The organism is Pseudoalteromonas sp. MER144-MNA-CIBAN-0113, from assembly GCF_040308965.1.
Taxonomy (GTDB): domain Bacteria; phylum Pseudomonadota; class Gammaproteobacteria; order Enterobacterales; family Alteromonadaceae; genus Pseudoalteromonas; species Pseudoalteromonas tetraodonis.
Genome location: NZ_JBEOOG010000254.1, coordinates 1 through 308 on the forward strand (window position 1 = coordinate 1; position 308 = coordinate 308).

The 308-nt window shown below is 43.2% G+C and carries 1 protein-coding gene; it reads left to right on the plus strand.

Going from position 1 to position 308, the window contains the following annotated elements; translation table 11 throughout:
* Window positions 1-308, plus strand: a 308-nt coding sequence (locus tag AAEY57_RS19605; RefSeq protein WP_502935505.1) for a transposase, incomplete at both ends; no start/stop codon positions are given.

Here is a 308-nt window from a genome sequence, read left to right on the forward strand (position 1 = left end):
AAGGTTGTTGGCTGGCAGGTTTACGACACACAGTTAAGTGAATTAGCCGCGGATTTAATGAAGGATATTTGCAGTCGAGAGCAAATAAAGCGCGAGCAAGTTACGTTACACTCAGATAATGGCAGCCCAATGAAAGGCGCGACATTGTTGGCAACATTACAGGAGTTAGGCATTGTGCCATCATTTAGTCGACCATCAGTAAGTAATGACAACCCGTACTCTGAGTCGTTATTTAAAACGTTAAAGTATCGCCCAGAATACCCAGAAAAGCCATTTGAAGATATAAGCGCAGCAAGAGAATGGGTAAG